The 15,607-nt window shown below is 72.4% G+C and carries 12 protein-coding genes and 1 pseudogene; 7 read left to right on the top strand and 6 right to left on the bottom strand.

Annotation, left to right across the window (positions count from 1 at the left end; genetic code table 11):
- Positions 1-32 precede the first annotated feature (32 nt).
- Together ACFFIA_RS40105 and ACFFIA_RS40100 are read left to right on the top strand one after the other, a co-directional pair.
- Entirely contained in the window at positions 33-710 is a 678-nt protein-coding gene (locus ACFFIA_RS40105) for an endonuclease/exonuclease/phosphatase family protein (protein ID WP_377261926.1), read from the top strand.
- Positions 711-792: 82 nt separating this feature from the next.
- Complete coding sequence (locus ACFFIA_RS40100; RefSeq protein ID WP_377261923.1) at positions 793-1,419, top strand: hypothetical protein; 627 nt, start codon at positions 793-795, stop codon at positions 1,417-1,419.
- A 398-nt stretch (positions 1,420-1,817) separates the two neighbouring features.
- On the opposite strand, the gene ACFFIA_RS40095 is transcribed toward ACFFIA_RS40100, so the two are convergent.
- Both ACFFIA_RS40095 and ACFFIA_RS42655 read right to left on the bottom strand, forming a co-directional pair.
- Complete coding sequence (locus tag ACFFIA_RS40095; protein WP_377261921.1) at positions 1,818-2,090, bottom strand: DUF559 domain-containing protein; 273 nt, start codon at positions 2,088-2,090, stop codon at positions 1,818-1,820.
- A 91-nt stretch (positions 2,091-2,181) separates the two neighbouring features.
- A pseudogene (locus tag ACFFIA_RS42655) lies at positions 2,182-2,961 on the bottom strand (type IV toxin-antitoxin system AbiEi family antitoxin); the annotation flags it as partial.
- A 319-nt stretch (positions 2,962-3,280) separates the two neighbouring features.
- Here ACFFIA_RS42655 and ACFFIA_RS40090 point away from each other — a divergent pair.
- Positions 3,281-4,675: a flavin-containing monooxygenase gene (locus tag ACFFIA_RS40090; RefSeq protein WP_377261918.1), complete on the top strand. Its 1,395-nt coding sequence runs from the start codon at positions 3,281-3,283 to the stop codon at positions 4,673-4,675.
- Entirely contained in the window at positions 4,672-5,520 is an 849-nt protein-coding gene (locus ACFFIA_RS40085; RefSeq protein WP_377261915.1) for an alpha/beta hydrolase, read from the top strand. Before ACFFIA_RS40090 ends, ACFFIA_RS40085 begins: the two co-directional genes overlap by 4 nt.
- A gap of 318 nt (positions 5,521-5,838) precedes the next feature.
- Here the strand turns inward: ACFFIA_RS40085 and ACFFIA_RS40080 are convergent, their stop codons facing one another.
- A complete protein-coding gene (locus tag ACFFIA_RS40080; protein ID WP_377261912.1) occupies positions 5,839-7,254 on the bottom strand; it encodes an alpha,alpha-trehalose-phosphate synthase (UDP-forming) in 1,416 nt (471 codons plus the stop codon).
- 223 nt (positions 7,255-7,477) lie between these two features.
- Complete coding sequence (locus tag ACFFIA_RS40075) at positions 7,478-8,242, bottom strand: DUF308 domain-containing protein (protein ID WP_377261910.1); 765 nt, start codon at positions 8,240-8,242, stop codon at positions 7,478-7,480.
- A 191-nt stretch (positions 8,243-8,433) separates the two neighbouring features.
- Here ACFFIA_RS40075 and ACFFIA_RS40070 point away from each other — a divergent pair, with 191 nt between their 5' ends.
- Positions 8,434-9,180 (top strand): lysophospholipid acyltransferase family protein, encoded by a 747-nt coding sequence (locus ACFFIA_RS40070; protein ID WP_377261907.1) that lies wholly within the window; start codon positions 8,434-8,436, stop codon positions 9,178-9,180.
- A 31-nt stretch (positions 9,181-9,211) separates the two neighbouring features.
- Here the strand turns inward: ACFFIA_RS40070 and ACFFIA_RS40065 are convergent, their stop codons facing one another.
- Complete coding sequence (locus ACFFIA_RS40065; protein ID WP_377262086.1) at positions 9,212-12,781, bottom strand: ATP-binding protein; 3,570 nt, start codon at positions 12,779-12,781, stop codon at positions 9,212-9,214.
- A gap of 58 nt (positions 12,782-12,839) precedes the next feature.
- Positions 12,840-13,532 (bottom strand): Crp/Fnr family transcriptional regulator, encoded by a 693-nt coding sequence (locus ACFFIA_RS40060; RefSeq protein ID WP_377261905.1) that lies wholly within the window; start codon positions 13,530-13,532, stop codon positions 12,840-12,842.
- A gap of 378 nt (positions 13,533-13,910) precedes the next feature.
- Here ACFFIA_RS40060 and ACFFIA_RS40055 point away from each other — a divergent pair, with 378 nt between their 5' ends.
- Complete coding sequence (locus ACFFIA_RS40055; protein ID WP_377261903.1) at positions 13,911-14,399, top strand: polyadenylate-specific 3'-exoribonuclease AS; 489 nt, start codon at positions 13,911-13,913, stop codon at positions 14,397-14,399.
- Positions 14,400-14,521: 122 nt separating this feature from the next.
- Positions 14,522-15,550 carry a 6-phosphofructokinase gene (locus ACFFIA_RS40050; RefSeq protein WP_377261901.1) on the top strand — a complete coding sequence of 343 codons (1,029 nt, stop codon included), beginning with the start codon at positions 14,522-14,524 and terminating at the stop codon, positions 15,548-15,550.
- The last annotated feature ends 57 nt before the right edge of the window (positions 15,551-15,607 follow it).

The raw sequence follows: 15,607 nt of genomic DNA, 5'->3' as shown, positions 1-15,607 counted from the left end.
CCCCCGTGCGGGCGAGCGAGCGAGGAGATGCTGTGGATCTGCGGGTCCTGACGTACAACGTGCACAGCCTGAAGGACGACCAGGCCGCGCTCGCCGCGGTGGTGCGGGACATCGCGCCGGACGTCCTGATCCTGCAGGAGGGGCCGCGCCGCTTCCGCTGGCGCGGGAAGGGCGCGGCGCTCGCCCGGTCGTTCGACATGCTGGTCGCCGCCGGCGGCCTGCCCTCGCTGGGCAACCTGATCTTCACCAATCTCCGGGTACGGGTGCACGACGCGTGGTCGATCCGGCTCCCGCACACGCCGGGGCGGCACATGCGGGGCGCGGCTTTCGCCGAGTGCTCGGTGGGGGCGGCCCGCTTCGTCGCCGCCGGCTCGCACCTCTCCACCGACGCGGCCGAGCGCCCGGCGCAGGCGGCCGAGCTGCGCGCGGCGCTCTCCAAAGTGGAGCTTCCGGTGGTGCTCGGCGCCGACCTCAACGAGTCCTCCGCGGGCAGCGCGTGGCGTCTCCTGGCCGAGGGGATGACCGACGCGGCGGTGGCGGCGGGCGGTCGCGACCGGCCCACGTTCTCCTGTGCCAACCCCCGCGACCGCATCGACGCGCTCTTCATCGACCCGCGCGTCTCGGTGCTCGGGTACGACGTCGTGGACACTCCGGAGGCGCACCGCGCGAGCGACCACTTTCCCGTGGTCGCCCATCTGCACTTCACGTGAATCCCCTGGGGGAGCTGTTTTCGGAGGTCTCGGCTCGGATACTCGCCATGGAAACATTCACTTGTATCTATGGAGTGTTGCCGTGTCGCCCTCGATCCGCGCCGTCCTGACCCCCGCCGTCGCATCCCGCCCGGCACCACCGCCCCTGACGCCCCGCGCCTACGTCGACTTCTACCGCGACCCGGCGTCCCGCCTCGGGCTGCTGGTGACCGCGGTGTCGATGTGCTACGTGGGCGGCATCGCGATGTTCTGGTTTCACGCGATCTACCTCGACGAGGGCGGCCCGGCGATCAGCTGGCTCGTGCACTGGCTGCTCGACTCGTCGTTCGCCTTCGTGGCGCTGACGCCGGCGCTCGCGCTCATCATGCCGCTGGCGGTGTGGGTCGCGCGCGCCGTCGCGCCCGCGTCCAAGCGCCTGATCCCGTGGCTCTACGCGGCGGTGGCCGGCACGGGGTTCGCGCTGGTCACCACGCCCGGCCCGATCGCGCACGACCTGATCGTGGGGCGCGGCACGTGGGTCGCCGAGCAGGTGACCAGTGCGGTCGGCGACCCGTCGGCACCACTGCCGCCGGTCGCCGACTATCCGCCGCTGGCCGCGATGGCCCAGCAGTTGGGGGCGGGCGTGCCGCTGTACGTCGCGCTGATGGCCCTGACGGTGCTCGCACTCCGCGCGCTCCTGCGCCCCCGTCCCGCTCCCGACCAGCCATAGGGTCGGTCTGGCGGATCTTCGCAGGGCTGCGGCGGGCCCAGACGGCGTCCGATCGCACCGGACAAAAGGTTACATACAGCACCGGTATGCGACCTTCCGCCCTGAAGCGGTGTCCACCGGCATCGCCGGGCCGGTGGGCGCTGGTGGTCACCGCCAGACGATCTATGCCGAGCGCTGAGGTATCACGCCCGTGAGCCTCGCCGCACGCCCCTGGCCGGTCGACCGGGGCCAGAGCATCGACGCGTAGCGTGCGTCCGTTTCCGCGCGGCGAGCGCTCGATGCCGGCGGCGGAGGCGGTGGGGTTGTGTACCGCGGAGGGTGCGGCCGCGGGAGCAGCGGCTTGGAGCGCGGCGGACATCGCGGTAGCCCACGTCTGTCCCTTGGAATACATAGATCGTCTAGCTCGCTGCTCGCCGGTGCAAGGCGGCCTTGAGCTCGGCGACGAAGCCCTCGAAGTCGTCCCGGAGCCGTTGGGCGGTCACGTGCAGCACGACCCAGTCGGCGCCGAGCAGGCGGTTGAGGCGGCGGCGGTCGCGGTGGAGCTGCTCGCCGTCCGAGTGCCAGGCGCCGTCGTACTCCACCGCCACCTTCTGCTCCGGCCAGGCGAGATCTACGCGGGCGAGGAAGGTGTCGCGGCGCTCGATGACGTGTTGCGTGACCGGTCGTGGCACCCCCCGCCAGCACAAGGCGTACGCGGAGCCGGGTCTCCTGCGGCGACTCGGCGCCGGGGTCGGCGAGCGCGGTGGCCGCACGTAGGCGGCGCCAGCCCCGCGCCCCCGCGCGGCACGCCGCGAAGGCTTCGAGGTCGGCGACGCTCACAAGGCGGCTCCGGAGCAGCATGTCGATCACGACGACCGCCTCCACCGGGTCCAGCCACTGCGCCACGTCCCAGCAGGTCCGCGCGGGCGTGGTGGTGCGTACACCGTCGAGGTCGCGCAGATCGCCGGTCGCGAGGTCGGCGGTGTGGACGCGGAGGCCGGTCACCGGGCCGAACCGGGCGGGTCGAGGGACGACGACCTCCACCGGGTCGGTGTCGCCCGGGGTGCCGGCACCGTAGAGCGCGGCCGCCGAACGCCCGGCGACAGCGCCGCTCGGCGGGAGGAAGTAGCGACATACCGCGAGGCAGCGGTGTCGATGCGTGATCGCGAGCGAGGCGTCGGCGTAGACACCGCGGAAGAGCGGCCGCCAGGCGCTGCTGCGCAACTGCTTGGTGGTGAGCAGGCCCTTGGCGACCGCGGCCCGCCCAAGAAAGACCTTCCCCACGAGGGCGGCAGGCCGCCGAGGCTCTCTTCCCACCCCTGAAACTCTGGCCCGTAGGGCCGCCCCGTGTCTGTCCCTGTGGACAACGCCGCCGTCGAGTGGGCTGTGTCCCCGACATTGCCGTTTGGTCGGGGGTTGAGTGGGCTGTGTCCGTGACGTAGCCCCTTGGTCGGGGGTTGAGGGGGCTGTGTCCCTGGCATTGCCGGTTGGTCGGGGGTTGAGAGGGCTTTGTCCCTGGCATTGCCCCTTGGTCGGGCGTTGAGTGGGCCGTGTCCGTGACATTGCCGGTTGGTCGGGGGTTGAGTGGGCCGTGTCCCTGACATAGCCCCTTGGTCGGGCGTTGAGTGGGCCGTGTCCCCGACATTGCCCCTTGGTCGGGCGTTGAGTGGGCCGTGTCCCCGACGTTGCCCCTTGTTCGGGGCTGCGCGGGCCATGTCCCTGACATTGCCGTTTGTTCGGGCGTTGAGTGGGCTGTGGCCCTGACAGTGACCCGATCGGGCGGGGTTTGCGGGCGGGCGCGCCGAAACATTCCGGCGGGGGTGGACAAACGGGGCGGGCAGCCGAGAGGATTTCGCAGCGCCAATTTCAAGGAGAAGACTCGGTGACCACCTCCACCGACCACGACAGCGCGACCCTGTGGCGAGATGGGCGCCCGGTCTACGACCGCGGTGAGACCGTCTGCGTCGTCGGCGCCGGCCCAAGCGGCCTCGCCGCCATCAAAAACCTCAGGGAAGCCGGCTTCGGCGTCGACTGCTACGAGCGCGAGACCGGCGTCGCCGGGGGTTGGAACTGGCGGCACGACCGCAGCCCCGTCTACGCCAGCACGCACCTGATCTCGTCCAAGCCGTTTACGCAGTACCCCGACTTTCCGATGCCGGACGACTGGCCGGACTATCCACACCACAGCCAGGTGCTCTCCTATCTGGAGCGATACGCCGACCACTTCGACCTGCGCCCGCACATCTGGTTCGGCACCGAGGTGGTCAAGGTCGAGCCGGCCGACGGGCTGCGGTGGGACGTGACGACCCGCAGCACCGGGGGGTACGGTGCGGAGCGGACCCACCGATACGCTGCCGTCGTCGTCGCCAACGGTCACAACTGGTCGCCCAACCTTCCGGTGTACGACGGGCTCGACGAGTTCAAGGGCAAGGTCATCCACTCGTCGGCGTACAAGGATCCGGCCGAGCTGCGCGGCAAGCGCGTGCTGGTGATCGGCGGTGGCAACACGGGGTGCGACATCGCGGTCGAGGCGGCCCAGCAGGCGTCCCGCTGCTGGCACTCGACCCGGCGCGGCTACTGGTACGCGCCCAAGTACCTGCTCGGCCGCCCCACCGACCAGTTTCACGACTCGGTGCTGCGGCTGCGCCTCCCGCTCCGCGTGCGGCAGTGGCTGTTTCACCGCACGCTGCGGCTGGCGGTGGGCGACCTGCGGCGCTTCGGCATGCGGCGGCCCGACCACCGGGTCTTCGAGACCCATCCGATCGTCAACAGCCAGCTCGTCTATCACGTGGGGCACGGTGGCATCGCGCCCTTGCCCGAGGTTGCCCGCTTCCGGACGTACAGCGTGGAACTCACCGACGGCACCGAGGTCGAGCCCGACCTGGTGATCGCGGCGACCGGCTACCGGCCGCGCTTCGAGTTTCTGGCACCGGAGGCGCTGTCCGCGACGCCGGAGGGGCGGCCGCGGCTGCACCTGCACGCGTTCTCCCGGCGCCACCCCACGCTCGCGGTGGCCGGGCTGCTGGAGTCCGACTCGGGCATCCTCCCGCTCGTGCACTGGCAGACCGTGGCCATCGCGCGGTGGCTGCGGCTGCGCGAGTCGGCGCCGCAGCGGGCCGGCGAGTTCTGGACGCGCGCGGTGGCCAAGGAGCCCGACCGCGCCTGGTCCGGCGCCAAGGTCAAGGACACGCCGCGGCACTGGTTCGAGGTGAGCCATGTGGACTACCTGCGGGCGCTGCAAAAGATGATCGACGGGCTGGCGGAGGCGCGCTCATGAATGCACCCCACCGAAACGCTCCGCTGCGCTCCACGTTTCCGCGGGGATCCCGCCTCATCCGCTTCGAAGACTGGGCCAAGCCGGTGCCGCCGGTGCGGCGCGAGGTGCTCAGCGCCACGCCGGAGGTCGACGAGGGCAAGCCGCCGGTGCTGTTCGTGCCGGGCTTCGGGCACGGGGCGTGGGCCTTCGCCGAGCACTGGCTGGAGCACGCCGCCGGCCGTGGCTTCCCGGCACACGCGGTCAGCCCACGGGGTCATGGCGGCAGCGGCGGCACGCCGGGCGCCTCGCTGCGGGCGTACCAGCATGATGTCGTGCAGGCGGCGGCGAGCCTGCCCCGGCAGGCCGTGCTGGTCGGGCACGGCGCCGGGGCCCTGGTGGTGGAGCGGGCGATGGCGCGCTACCCCGCGCGGGCGGCGGTGCTGGCGGCGCCGGTGCTCGGCGGCTGGGCGATCCTCGGGGCGGCGCTGCGCCGAAACCCCGCCGGCACGCTGCCCGCGATCCTCGGGGGCCGGCTGCGGCTGAGCCGCCGCCAGCTCTTCAGCCGGGAAGTGCCGGACGCGGTGGCGAAGGGCTACGTCGCGCGCCTCGGCCGGGCCTCCGCCCGCGCGCAGTGGCAGCTACTGCTCCACCGCGCGCCCGAGCCCGCCGTGGGCGACCCGCCCGTGCTGGTGGTGGGGAGCCCCGACGACCGCGTGGTGCCGGCGTCCGCCCTGACCCGCGCGGCGCGGCGATACGGCGGCGCGCCCCTGCTCTTCCCCGGCATGGGCCACGACCTGATGCTCGACGCCCGGTGGCGCGAGCCCATCGACGCGATCCTCGACTGGCTCGAAAAGGGCGGCGCCTGACCCGGCCCTCGGTCCTGACTCACGCTCCGTCCCGGCTCCCGGCTCCCGGCAGCGCAGAGCGCCGCCGTGCCGTGCCAGGCCAGCGCCGCCGTGCCGTGCCGGGCCAGCGCCGCCGTGCCGTGCCGGGCCAGCGCCGCCGTGCCGTGCCGGGCCAGCGCCGCCGTGCCGTGCCGGGCCAGCGCCTGAGCGCCACCACGAACGCGCGGGACGGAGGACAACAGGGCACCGCCCACAAGAGACCGGACGTACGCGAGGCGGCGGCACCGCGCACCGGTGCCGCTGCCTCAGCCCGGCCACCAGCGCCGGCCGGGACCGTGCTCAGTCCGCGGTCAGGCGTGCCGCCAGCGAGCCGGTGTGGTCGAGGGCCGTGAGGTAGGAGCGGGCCCACGCCTGGATGTCGTGGGCGCGTAGGTACTCGCGCATCGCGCCCATCCGGGCGGTCACGTCGCCGGGCGACGCCTCCTTGGCGTGCATGAGCGTGAGCTTGAGGCCGTCGAGGTCGTGCGGATTGACCAGGTACGCCTGGGTCAGCTCGGCCGCCGCGCCGGCGAACTCGCTCAGCACCAGCGCGCCGGTGTTGTCGACGCGGGCGGCCACGTACTCCTTGGCGACCAGGTTCATGCCGTCGCGGAGCGGGGTGACCACCATGATGTCGGCGGCCCGGTAGAGGGCGGCCAGCCCGGCCCGGTCGAAGGGCTGGTTGAGGTAGTGGATGGCGGGCTCGCCGACCCGCCCGAACTCGCCGTTGATCCGGCCGACCTTGTGCTCGACCCGGTCGCGCAGCACCTGGTACTGCTCGACGCGCTCGCGGCTGGGCACGACCACCTGCACCATCACCGAGTCGCGGACCTTGACGTGGCCGTCGGCGAGCAGCTCGCTGTAGGCCTTGAGGCGGTGCTCGATGCCCTTGGTGTAGTCCATGCGGTCGACGCTGAGGATCATGTGCTGCGGCTCGCCGAGGTCGGCCCGGAACTGTCTCGCGCGCGCGACCACCTCGGGGCTGCGGGCGAGCTGCTCCATCTCGGCCATGTCGATCGAGACCGGGAATGCGCCGATGCGCACGACCCGATCCTCGACCGCGATGCGGCGGTCGGTGGCCGGCACGTTGAGCACCTTGGCGCAGAGCTGGGCGAAGTTGTGCGCGGCCTGGGCCCGCTGGAAGCCGACCAGGTCGGCGCCGAGCATGCCGAGCAGCAGCTCGGCGCGGCGGGGGAGCTGCATGAACAGCTCCGGCGGCGGGAACGGCACGTGCAGGAAGAACCCGATCAGCAGGTCGGGGCGGAGCTCCCGGAGCATGCCGGGCACCAGCTGGAGGTGGTAGTCCTGCACCCACACCACCGCACCGGGCTCGGCGATCTCCGCGGCCGCCTCGGCGAAGCGTTGGTTGACCCGCTGGTACGACTCCCACCAGCGGCGGTGGTAGACGGGCTGCTCGACGGCATCGTGGTAGAGCGGCCAGAGGGTGGCGTTGGCGAAGCCTTCGTAGTGCTCGCGCACGTCTTCGGCGGTGAGGGCCACCGTGTGCATGCGTACGCCGTCGACATCGGGCAGGCTCGGTGCCGGACCGGTGCCGCCGGCCCAGCCCACCCATGTCGCGGGCGTGTGGTGGAGGATGGGGTGCAGGGCACTGACCAGGCCGCCTGGGCTGCGTCGCCACTCACAGGCGCCATCGGGCGCGACCGTGTCGTCGACGGGCAGGCGGTTGGCCACCACCACGAGGGAACTCTGCCGCATTCGGCACCTCGTTTCGGCGGAGGCGGCGATCGGAAGAACCATCGACAAACCGCGCGCCATGGTCGGGGGAATTGGCGTGATAGGAGTATTCCTACTGACGCCAAGTTACACAAGCGTTACGCAACGGAGACAGCAGTAGATGAATTTCTCTGTCTCAGGCGTTGTCTGACGCGAAGTTTTCCGTAACGGGCCAGCTCACCCGCTCGGTGCGAGGGGAACGCCGTCAGACGACCGCGCCGTCGTCGGGGTCCGCGTCTTCGTCGTCGCCCGAGCGGAGGCGCCAGATCAGCGTGACGAAGCCAGCGAGGATCGCGGTGAACCCGAGCAGCGTGGTGATGCTCCGGTCGGCCGGGAGCAGATCGGGGAAGAGGAAGAGCACGAAGCCGCCGATGATGGCGACGATGCCCAGCACGGCGTACTTCGAGATGCGGGGGAACGGTGGCGGTGGCGGTGGCGTGTAGCCCTCGTCGTCATCGCCGGGCAGGTCGGCACCAAAGGTGTCGAGACCGTCCAAAAGGGACGGCTGCTCCTCTTCGCGGCGGCCGAGGGTGACGCCGCTCACCAGGGTCGCGTCGGGCAGGGGCTCGCTCTTCTGCACCGGGGCGGCCTCCTCGGCCGCCGGCCACGGCGGTGTGCGCTCCGCCACCTCGCTGTGGAAGCCGGCCACGATCCGCTGCCACTCCGCCTCGACGTCGACCGCCGGCCGCTCCGGCGTCGGCGCCTCGGTCAGCTTGGCCAGGTGGTCGCGGGCGACCTCGAGGTGGGCGCGATCGACGTACAGCCGGTCGGTGGGGCGTGGCGGGATGGTGGTCGTGCGAGTCACAGGATTGAGATCGGCGGATGGCTGGAGGTAGGCCGCGATGCCGCCGGCGGCCAACACGTCGAGGAGGTGCTCGCCGACCCGGGGGTCGACGTCGCCGGCCACGGCGTACTCAGTCGCGTCGAGCCCGTTGTCCCGCCGCCCCCGCCGGGCACCACCCGCTGACACCGCACACACTCCTCGCTGGCGCTCGTGGCGCCGGGTCGGTCGGGCTTACGCACCACACGCGGGTGTGCGGTCCGTGCACTGAATCGTGACACGGCGAGGACTGGTTCGGGGAGTGCGTTGTGGCGCGGCGTACCCGCTTCGTAGGCTCATGCCGACGGTTCCGTGCGCGGACCTCTGCGGGAAGGACGCCTGTGCTGTACTGGTTGCTCAAGTACATCCTCCTGGGCCCATGGCTCAGGTTGATCTGGCGGCCGCAGGTCGAGGGTCGTGATCACGTGCCGGACAGCGGGCCGGCCATCATCGCGAGCAACCACCTGTCGTTCTCCGACTCGATCTTCATGCCGTTGATGGTCAAGCGGAAAGTCACCTTTGTTGCCAAAGCCGAGTATTTCACTGGCAAGGGGCTCAAGGGCTGGCTGGTCAAGATGTTCTTCGTCGGCACCGGCACGATCCCGGTCGACCGCTCCGGGGGGCGGGCCGCGCAGGCGGCGCTCGACACGCAGTTGCGAGTGTTGCGCGAGGGCAACCTGGCCGGCATCTACCCCGAGGGCACGCGCTCGCCGGACGGTCGCCTCTACCGGGGGAAGACCGGTGTCGCGCGCCTGGCGCTGGAGAGCGGCGCCCCGGTCATCCCGGTCGTGATGCTGAACGCCGACGAGATCCAGCCGCCCGGCAAGATCATCCCCAAGATCCAGCGCGTGAAGATCCGCTTCGGGCGGCCGCTCGACTTCGGCCGGTACGCGGGGATGGCGGGCGACCGCTTCGTCGAGCGGGCCATCACCGACGAGATCATGTACGAGCTGATGGAGCTCTCGGGCCGAGAGTACGTCGACATCTACGCCCAGAAGGTCAAGACCCAGCAGGCCAAGGCCACTTCGTCGGCCACGCCCCCCTCAGACACCGGCGCCGAGCCCCCGCCCGCCCCGGTGGCCGCCTGACCCCTCCTACCGCCGGCGCTCTCGCGCGGGCTCAGGAGGCGAGGATCGGCGCGTGGCTGGCGTCCGGCGTGGCGCCCTGGGCCAGTCGCAGCAGGCCCGGTGCCTGGTTGCGATGGGCGAACGCCCGCACCTCCTGGAGCGTGGACTCGGCCGCGGCGTGGTCGCCCGACCGGCGCAGCTCGCCCGCCGCGAGCGCCAGCGCCAGCACGCGGTCGGTCGCGTCCGGGATGCCCGCGTAGATCTCCGCCGCCGCCAGGAAGCCGGCCGCCGCGCCGCTCACCGGAGCCGGGCCGGCGCCCGGCACGCCCTCACCACCGGCCGGCCCGGGAGCGGTGCGCGCCTCGCGAGCCGCCGCCGACACCGTGTGCAGTGCCGCCTCCGACCAGGGGGTACGGTGTGGCACCTCGGCCAGCGCCGCCCGCAGCGACCCGGCCGCGTCGGGGCCGGTGAGGGCCGCCGCGTACGCCGCCGCCGCGACCCACTCGCCGCTGGCCAGGGCGGGGATCGAGCGCCAGGCGGCGACCAGTTCGTCGAGCAGCACGGCCGCCTCGCGCTCGCGGCCGTCGAGGGCCCGGCAGAGCGCGCCAAGGCCGAGCGCGGTCCAGTACGGCCGGTGGAAGCCGCTGCCCCGGGCGGTGTCGAGCGCCTCGTCCACGTCGTCGGCGTGCGGCTCGCCGCGCAGGATGCGCAGCACCGAACGCAGCCCTCGCACCTGCATGTCCCACCGGCCCGTGGGCGTGTGCAGGAACGCGTCGGCGGCGGCGAGGAGCGCGGGGAAGTCGCCGGCGAAGTACGCGCGCATCGCCTCGCCCGAGTAGCCGGTCGCCAGCACGCCCCGGCCCGTACCGCCGCCGAGGAGCGCGTCGGAGCCGACCCAGTCGCCCTCCTCGCGGGTGGCCCAGGCGAGGTTCTGCACGGCGCGGGGGAGGGCGAGGAGGTGGCGTTCGCGGCAGAAGGCGGTCACCTCGCGCAACTCGTCGAGGCCGGCCCGGTCGCCGGACTGGTAGCGGGCGGCGGCCACCGTGATGCGCGCGTTGGCGATCAGCTCGACCACTCCCGGCCCGGCCGTCGGGCCACCGGGGGCCGACGTCAGCAGCCGCTCGGCCATCTCGGCGGCCGCGGTGGCGGCTTCGATCGCGGGGTCGCGCTCGTAGTTGAGCATGTGCAGGCGGCCCAGCTCGGCGTACGCGTCGGCCTTCGGCGCGCTGTCCGGCAGGCTGTCGAAGAGCTCGACCGCCCGGTCCAGGCTGGACAGCGCGGCCGTCCGGTCGGCGCGTACCCAGGCTGCCTGCCCGAGCAGCGTCCAGGCGCGGGCGGCACCGGCGTGGTCGCCGGCGGCGAAGAGACGGTCGGCGAGGGCGGTCAGCGCGGCCACGTCGAGATCACCGAGCCGGTGGAACGAGACCTCGGCGGCGAGCAGCTCCAGGTCGAGGCCGGGGTCGCCGGGCAGCGCGAGGGCGCGCTCGGCATGGGCGGCGGCAGCGTCCAGGGCGTGCAGGGCGTACGCCCGGCGGGCGGCCCGGTGCAGCGCCTCGCGGGCGGCGGTGGCGTACCGGTCGGCGCGGATGCCGAGCCGCCGGGCGATGTGGTGCGCGGCCCAGCGGTGGTGGGCCAGCACCTCGGCGAGGTCGGTGCCGCGCGTGTGGGAGAGCGCGTCGAGCCAGCCGGCGGTGCGCTCGTGGCGGGCGATCCGCTCGGTGCGGGGCAGGCGGCGGTAGCAGACGTCGCGGACCAGCACGTGGCGGAAGCGGTATTCGGCCTGGCCGGCGATCGTGGACTGCGGCCGCTCGTGCACGAAGTCGCGCTGTTCGAGGCGGCGCAGGCAGCGTTCGACCCATTCGACCGGGCGGCTGAGCGCGGCCGCGACCGCGCCGGGCCAGAACGAGGTGCCCACCACCGAGGCGGCCAGCAGCGCCTGCCGGTCTTCGCTGTCGAGCAGGTCGATGCGGTTGGCGATCACGCCGTGGACGCTGTCGGGCATGGTCAGCTCGCGCTCTGAGTCGAGCGACCAGCCGCGTCCGGACTGGCGCAGCGCGCCCTGCTCGATCAGCATCCGCACGTACTCGTGGGCGTAGAGGGGGTTGCCGTCGGCGACCTCGACGAGCGGGCCGAGCATGTCGGCGGAGAGCGGACCCCGGCCGAACAGGTGGCTGTAGAGAGCGGCGATGCCGGTGTCGGGCAGCGGTGGCAGCGTGATCGCGAGCGAGCTGGTGCCGGCCCAGCCGGGCGCCTGGTCGAGCAGCTCGGGACGGGCGGTGCAGAGCAGCAGCAGCGGTACGTCGCGGGCGGACGCGGCGAGCAGCTCCAGGAAGCGCAGCATGGTGTCGCCGGCCCAGTGCAGGTCTTCGAAGACGAGCACGGTGGGGCGGCGGGCGGCGAGCGCGACCAGGAAGCGCCGCCACGCCGACTCGGCCTCCTCGGCGGGCAGGCGGCTGCCGTCCAGCCCCACGAGCGGGCGGAGCGCGTCGACGAGCCGGTCGGCCTCCGCCGGCGGCACCAGGTCGGCGACCGTGGCGGCCAGCCGGCGGGCGGCGGTGGGGGCGGTGTCGGTGTCGAGGATGCCGGTCTCCGCCTTGACGATGTCGGCCAGCGCGGCGAACGCCACGTCGTCACCGAACGGCGGGCAGTTTCCCACGTGCCAGGTGACCGGTGCCGCCGGCGCGAGCGCGTGCAGCTCGCGTACCAGGCGGGATTTTCCGACGCCCGCGTGGCCGAGGAGGGTGACCAACTGCGGCGCGCGGTCGTCGAGGGCGCGGTGCAGCGCGTTGTCGAGGAGCCGCAGCTCGTGCTCCCGGCCGATCATCGGTGTGGCGTCGGCCGCGCGGTCCGCGCGCGCCGCGCGCAGCGGCGCCTCCGCCAGCCACACCTCGGTCGGCGCCGAGCGGCCGCGCAGCGTCACCGCGGGGCGGGCCGCATACCTGATCCGGGTACGGGTCAGCGTGTACGTGGTGCCGCAGACCAGCACTCCGCCGGGCGGCGCCACCGCCTGTAGCCGGGAGGCGGTGTTGACCACGTCGCCGGCCACGATCGCCTGCCCACCGTCGCGGGCGGCGGCCACGTCGACGATCGCCTCGCCGGTCGCCACGCCCACGCGGAAGCGCAGGTCACCGGCGAACCCCGCGAGTACGCGCTGGAGCTCCAGCCCGGCCCGCACGCACCGCAGCGGGTCGCTCTCGGTGGCGACCGGCGCGCCGAAGAGGGCCATCACCGCGTCGCCGATGTACTTCTCCACCACGCCGCCGTACTGCCCCACGACCCGCCGCGCGGCCGAGAAGAAGCCGGTCTGCATGGCGCGGACAAGCTCGGGGTCGCTGCTCTCCACGTACGGCGTGAAGTCGATGAGATCGACGAAGAGCACGCTGATCCGCCGGCGGTCCTCCTGGGGCGTCCCGGCCTGGCCCGGGCCGAGGCCCGCCCCGCACCCGGTGCAGTACGCCGCGCCGGCCGAGTACGGCCGCTGGCATCGCGCGCAGGCGGGGCTGAGCTCGGCGCCGCACCCCGCGCAGAAGCGATCCGCGGGCGCGGCTGGCCGGGCGCACCGAGGGCATGGGGCGGAGATGCGTCCTCCCGGGAAGGTAGGGCGTGGTCGGGCCCGTACCAAATCGAGTATCGCCGCGGCTCGCCCGCCCGGGAAGCGGGCAGTCGGCCGAATCACCCACTCAGCGGTCGGCCATGCCCGCCCGGCGCCGGAGGGCGGCCACGTCGGTGACGACGATGCGACGTCCTTCGGTGCGCAGCCAGCCGCGGCTGGCGAAAGAGCCGATGGCCTGGTTGACGCTTTGGCGGGAGCCGCCGGCCATCTCGGCGAGCTGGCTCTGGTTGAGCTCAATGGTGATCATGGGCGCCTGGTTTTCGCCGGCCAGCCTGACGAGCGTCTTGGCGACCCGGCCGGGCAGGTCGAGGAAGACGTGGTCGGCGTTCTGCTCGGTGAGGCGGCGGATGAGCGAGCCGAGGGAGCGCATGACCGCGTCGAGGATGCGGGGATTGTTGTGGACCAGATCCATGAACGCGGGGCGGGACAGCGCCAGCGCGGTGCAGTCTTCGATGGCCTCGGCGGAGGCGGACCGGGTCGAGGCGTCGAGAAGCGAGACCTCGCCGATCACGTCGGGCGGGCGGACCACGGAGAGGACGGCGCGCTCGCCGGTGGGCGAGGTGCGGAAGACGGCGACAGCGCCGCGTTTGAGCACGATGAGGGAGTCGCCGGGATCACTCTCCACGAACAGGAGCTGACCCTTGCGGTAGGTGCGCGGCACCGCCGCATTGATGACCCGCTGTCGCGCCTCGGGCTCGAGACCGGCGAACATCTCGACGCCCGTCAGTGCGTCGCCAGGATCCGGCAGGCGACCTTCCACGGTCCAACCCCTCCCCGGTAAGGACCACATTCCCGTTTCGCCTGCCATCGAGGCAGAAACAGGTCGAACACACAACAATCACCGCCAGTGGCGGGCCTGTCAACACCACATGCTGTCCCGCGTGTCGCGTGCTGTACACCCCTGCGATCACATCGGCGACAGTCAGAGTCTCAGGATACGTGCAGGCTAGATGTCAGGTCCGTCGCAGGTGGGGGAACATACGGGGGCCACGGCGGGTCCGGCGGCGGGGATGAGGGGCCGGCCAGGGAAAGCGCGGGGGGTCGCTTTTTTCCTGGCCGGCTCGTCGCTTGTGAAGACCGGTGTGCGGGCATATGCCATTTCCACCTGATCGAGGACACCGGGCATGATGGTCCACCGATGGTGTACCGCTATTTCTACGACTGCGAGTTCATCGAGGACGGCCGGCTGGTCGACCTCGTCTCGATCGGTGTCGTCGACGAGTACGGCCGCGAGTTCTACGCGGTCTCGACCGAGTTCGACGACTCCCGCGCCGTGCCCTGGGTACGGCGAAACGTGCTGGACCGCCTCCCCTCGCCGGCCGACCCAGCGTGGCGCTCCCGCGAGCGGATCCGCGACGACCTGTACGACTTCCTGATGGAGCCGGTGCGCGGCCGCCAGGAGCGGCTGGAGCTGTGGGCCTGGTACGCGGCGTACGACCACGTGGCGCTCGCCCAGCTCTGGGGGGCGATGCCGGCGCTGCCCCGGGAGATACCCCGGTTCACGAAGGACCTTCGGCAGCGCTGGGACGACCGGGGCCGCCCCCCGCTGCCGGGCGCCGAAGCCGACCGCCACGACGCGCTGGTCGATGCCCGCCACAACCTGGCACGCTGGCGGGCAATGGGTTGAACCCGGCCATCCCGTGTTCAGACAGGGCGATTAGAGTGCGCAATTGACGGCTCCGCCCCGGGCCCGGCAACGACGCCGACGGGCCATCTTCATTCACAAATGCCAGGAGGATTGAGGACATCATGCGTATCGGCGTGCTCACCGGCGGCGGTGACTGCCCAGGTCTCAATGCGGTGATCCGAGCGGTGGTGCGCAAGGGCGTGGCCACCTACGGGCACGAGTTCGTGGGCTTCCGCGACGGTTGGCGGGGTCCCCTGGAGGGCCAGACCAAGCCCTTGGGCATCGCGGAGGTGCGTGGCATCCTTCCGCGCGGCGGCACCATTCTCGGCTCCTCCCGCACCAACCCGTTCAAGATTGACGGGGGCGTGGAGAAGATCAAGGAGAACCTGGCCTCCCTCGGCGTCGACGCGCTCGTCGCCATCGGCGGCGAGGACACGCTCGGCGTCGCCACCAAGCTCGACGAGCTGGGCGTCAAGGTGGTCGGCGTGCCGAAGACCATCGACAACGACCTCAACGCGACCGACTACACGTTCGGCTTCGACACGGCCGTCAACATCGCGATGGAGGCGATCGACCGCCTGCACACCACGGCGGAGAGCCACCACCGCACGCTTGTCGTCGAGGTCATGGGCCGCCACGCCGGCTGGATCGCCCTGCACGCCGGCCTCGCCGGCGGTGCCAACGTGATCCTGCTGCCCGAGCGGCAGTTCGACGTCGAGCAGGTCGCCCAGTACGTCGAGAAGCGCTTCCAGCACCAGTACGCGCCGATCGTCGTGGTCGCCGAGGGCGCGCAGCCGCTCGACGGCCAGATGGTGCTGCACAACCAGGAGCTGGACGCGTTCGGGCACGTGCGCCTGGGCGGCATCGGCCAGTGGCTGGCGGAGCAGCTCGAGGCGAAGACCGGCAAGGAGGCCCGCACGGTGGTGCTCGGCCACATCCAGCGCGGCGGCACGCCGACCGCGTTCGACCGGGTGCTCTCGACCCGCTTCGGCCTCCAGGCGATCGACGCGGTGCACGAGGGCGACTTCGGCAAGATGATGGCGCTGCGCGGCACCGACATCGTGCGCGTACCGCTCAAGGAGGGCACCGGCGAGCTGAAGACCGTGCCGCTGGAGCGCTACACCGAGGCCGAGGTCTTCTTCGGCAGCTGAGACCCGGCGTCCGACCGGCGCGCCGCCCAGGGGTGGCGCGCCGGTTCACGTCGTGAG

Origin of the sequence: Phytohabitans kaempferiae, from assembly GCF_042433955.1 — a bacterium.
GTDB classification, from domain to species: domain Bacteria; phylum Actinomycetota; class Actinomycetes; order Mycobacteriales; family Micromonosporaceae; genus Phytohabitans; species Phytohabitans kaempferiae.
This window is presented reverse-complemented; position numbering and strand designations above follow the sequence as displayed.

Bases quoted from the DNA above. Each gene is read 5' to 3' on its own strand.
- ACFFIA_RS40085 (WP_377261915.1), top strand. From the start codon at position 4,672: ATGAATGCACCCCACCGAAACGCTCCGCTGCGCTCCACGTTTCCGCGG.
- ACFFIA_RS40080 (WP_377261912.1), bottom strand. From the start codon at position 7,254: ATGCGGCAGAGTTCCCTCGTGGTGGTGGCCAACCGCCTGCCCGTCGAC.
- ACFFIA_RS40055 (WP_377261903.1), top strand. From the start codon at position 13,911: ATGGTGTACCGCTATTTCTACGACTGCGAGTTCATCGAGGACGGCCGG.
- ACFFIA_RS40050 (WP_377261901.1), top strand. From the start codon at position 14,522: ATGCGTATCGGCGTGCTCACCGGCGGCGGTGACTGCCCAGGTCTCAAT.